Annotated in this window: 4 protein-coding genes; all 4 read right to left on the bottom strand. The window is 52.1% G+C overall.

The features are described from left to right. The coding region (gene trbE, locus E0D98_RS22740; protein WP_276320440.1) for a conjugal transfer protein TrbE at window positions 1–114 on the bottom strand (114 nt) is incomplete at its 3' end. A gap of 13 nt (window positions 115–127) precedes the next feature. Continuing rightward, entirely contained in the window at window positions 128–2,032 is a 1,905-nt protein-coding gene (gene traN / locus E0D98_RS22735; RefSeq protein WP_047081608.1) for a type-F conjugative transfer system mating-pair stabilization protein TraN, read from the bottom strand. 93 nt (window positions 2,033–2,125) lie between these two features. Beyond that, entirely contained in the window at window positions 2,126–2,506 is a 381-nt protein-coding gene (locus E0D98_RS22730; protein ID WP_000056343.1) for a hypothetical protein, read from the bottom strand. After that, window positions 2,503–3,141 (bottom strand): type-F conjugative transfer system pilin assembly protein TrbC, encoded by a 639-nt coding sequence (gene trbC / locus E0D98_RS22725; protein ID WP_001562875.1) that lies wholly within the window; start codon window positions 3,139–3,141, stop codon window positions 2,503–2,505. Before trbC ends, E0D98_RS22730 begins: the two co-directional genes overlap by 4 nt. Between the last annotated feature and the right edge of the window lie 52 nt (window positions 3,142–3,193).

The following is a 3,193-nucleotide window of genomic DNA, read 5'->3' as shown; positions in this document are numbered from 1 at the left end:
GGTTTCTTTTACCGTATCCCATGACCAGATAATTACCGGGGAAATGACAATTGCTGTAATAACAAGCCGGATAAGAAAATCAACAAGACGATTCGACGTGAATATGACTTTCATTATTTTCCCGACCTTACTGCCCCACCTGTTTCAGCTGACCGGCAATCTGCTCTTTCACTTTTTCGGTCAGCGCACCATTATCCGGGATTTTCTGGTTATTCATCAGGTCTTCGTAGAAGTTAGTGAAGTCCAGCTGGTCGAACTTAATACGCTGCAGTTCATCCACGGTTATTCCCCGGCAGTCAGGACTTTTTGCGCTGCCAAACCCGATACGCAACTGCCCGTTACGCCCCTGCTGCTGGACTATCTGCGCCAGCTTCGAATCAAACTGGCAGTAACTGCGCTTTTTCTGCAGACAGACACCCAGCACTTTCCGGGAGCAGAACTCGCCCACACTCACCGTCAGTTTGTTGTCCTTTGCCTTTCCCAGCGCCTTTTCTTCGCTGTTGCACTTCGCCAGACCCACATCCTGACCCCAGCCACCATCCTTACAGCAGTTACTGAAGCCGGCTGCGGCCTTACGGCAGAATTTCGCCTCGCCCGTGAAAGCCCTGACATCCACACCATTCAGGGCGGCAACATCCTTACCTGCGGCGGCAAGCGCAGCCAGCTGTGATACTGCCTCACCAAAATCACTGCTTTTTCCGCTCTGCGCCTTATCGCATTCACCGTCAAGGCAGAAGACATCACCACCACAGACCATCACTTTTCCTGATGTTCTGGACTCGCAGGAGTACGTGGCATACTCATGCAGACAGCTTCCCTCATCGGAATAAAACGCGCACTGACGTGAGGCCAGCGTACAGGCCGGATTATCGACATATTTCTGACAGGTGCCGTTATCTGCGGACTGTGTGACATATTTATCCCGGTATGCCCAGCACGCCTGTGTGATGCTCCAGGTTTTACCTTCCATCACACCTGTTTTCGTCCCCCCCGGCTCTGAACACTCAGTACCTTTCAGCACGCCATCCCCTTTATTAAACGGACAACTCTCCACCCACTCCACCCGTGGAACCCATTCTTTATCACGGACCTTCATCCTGAGTTTCAGCGTAAAGGTGGAAGCACCACTGACAAGCGATTCATAGACCATCCTGTCACCATGTCCGTGCGGGAGGCAATTACCGTTTGCAGTACAGCCACTACCGGTCAGAACCTGCCCCTGTGTGACAGAAAATCCGGAGGGCACAGGTATGGTGAAAGTCCCGCTCTGTCCTGTAACCAGTTGCACATTAAAGGCTGTGTTCATAAAGTCGTAACGGGAGTTAAGGAAATATAGCCCTGCATGAGCCGACAGCGAGGCACTTTCCACTGTCCCGGCAACAGGTACGGTAACGCTGAACACCAGTTTCAGACCGTTCATACTGAACCGGAACTGTGAGTGCGGTATCGTCACCTCACGATATTCATCCGTGTATTTCCAGTCTCCTGTGATCCTGGCTGTCCTGGAACAATATTCCTCCACCATCGTGTCACGTTCACAGGTATAGTTTGTGAATTCACTGCGGTTTATCTGCTGCGCACTGCACTGCTGTCCGGTATTTCCCACGATACTGTCAGCCCGGTTCACCACATCCCTGCCGGTCTGAATAAACGGCGCATCCGGTGACAGAATGTCTTTCGGCTTGTTCATGAATGACTCTGTGATGGTTTTGCCGGTTTCACTGGTTGCCCATTGTGTGGTGCCGTTATTTTTCAGACCGCCATCCCCGCCGGCAGTCACCCCACCGTAATACTGCGTCTCATCCGGGTTCGCGTTATACCCGGGGATACTCTCCTGCGGATTAAAACTCTGAATACTGCCAATACCCTGCCCCTGGATCTGACGGGCAAAATCGGAACCTGCCCGGTAATCACTGTTGCTGTCGGCAAATACAGAAAAGCTCAGGAAAAAAACAATTGCACAAATATTGCGCGGTCTTCCGGAGTCATTAACATTCAGAGACCTGAAAAAGGTATTTATCTTTTCTTTCATAACCTGATCCATACTGGAGAATGAAGTGATGTCATCTCAACTTCAGAACGGTGTTGATTTTGGTGTATGGAGCTTCCTGGCGTACCGGGATTACTACTCAGATAACGACTTCAGTAACAATATCAGCGTCCTGAAGTCTGCACGCAGTGAACGACGACAGTACCGGTGATACCAGCAATGCGGACCTTCCGGCTGAAGCCGGAAACAGAGCTGAAGGTCACTGTTAAAAGCCCCCTTCACCGACCATCCCCATGCCAGACGTGGTATTGCTGATTCAGCATCCTGCCGCAGTCGCCGTTCAAGAAGGGCAGCCATTTTTACCGGACAGACAAAGGCAATGTAAGGCGGCAGCTTTGTAACAGGGAAACCATGTCCCTGACAGGAGGCATATGTACGGAATCCGTGAACGTTCATCGCGGCCACCAGTGCACGGATGTCCGGGTCAATCCGGTAATACCCGGCAGGTAAACTCATTGCGGCTTATCCCCGGTGCCGTCCAGCAGTCCCTGAGCCACCTGCCGGCAGTCTCCCGTGGCGGCCACTTTTTCCAGCGCCTGCCTGACGCGCAGATTTCCCCGGATGATGTCGTGCCCCTGGCTGCAGAACACCACCAGGGCCGGCACGCTGCGGATGCCGTACTGTGAAAACAACGTCGGGTCGATCTGAACACCATCGGTCGCGCCATCTTTTACCAGAGACAACACGGCTTCAGCGGTAGTCTTCAGGTCATTGTTCACCATGCCCCGCAGTGTGGCCGGAATGCCGTAGTGCCGGGTTTCTCCCAGCATCCGTTTCAGTCCCTCTTCGGGAATGGAGAACGACACAAAATACACGGCCCCCTGCTGTGGTTTGTCTTTCTGAGCAGCCTGCTGTTTACGGACCAGTTCATCGAGAAACTGGTTATCGGCATGCTGAAGGGGATTCGCCCTGACCTGCTGTTCTGCCCATGCCTGCAGTTGTGTGTCCGGATTTTCACGCAACTGCTGACTCAGTGTTTCCTGCTGCTTCAGGAACTGGCGATTTTCGGGCGTATTCACGTTTTCCGAAGCGTGGGCAGAAATAAACAGTCCTGCAGTCAGGGCGAATAAAATGTATATTTTTTTGTTCATATAATTCTCCTGCAAACAGGCAGTAATTAATCGCTACAACCAACACCTGATA

The sequence above is a fragment of the Escherichia sp. KCJ4928 genome (genome assembly GCF_004352695.1).
Classification (GTDB): domain Bacteria; phylum Pseudomonadota; class Gammaproteobacteria; order Enterobacterales; family Enterobacteriaceae; genus ECMA0423.
The sequence above is the reverse complement of the archived record's forward strand: the minus strand, read 5'-3'. Positions and strand labels throughout refer to the sequence as shown.

Coding starts and splice junctions, on each gene's coding strand:
- trbC (WP_001562875.1), bottom strand. CDS start 3,141: ATGAACAAAAAAATATACATTTTATTCGCCCTGACTGCAGGACTGTTT.
- E0D98_RS22730 (WP_000056343.1), bottom strand. CDS start 2,506: ATGAGTTTACCTGCCGGGTATTACCGGATTGACCCGGACATCCGTGCA.
- traN (WP_047081608.1), bottom strand. CDS start 2,032: ATGAAAGAAAAGATAAATACCTTTTTCAGGTCTCTGAATGTTAATGAC.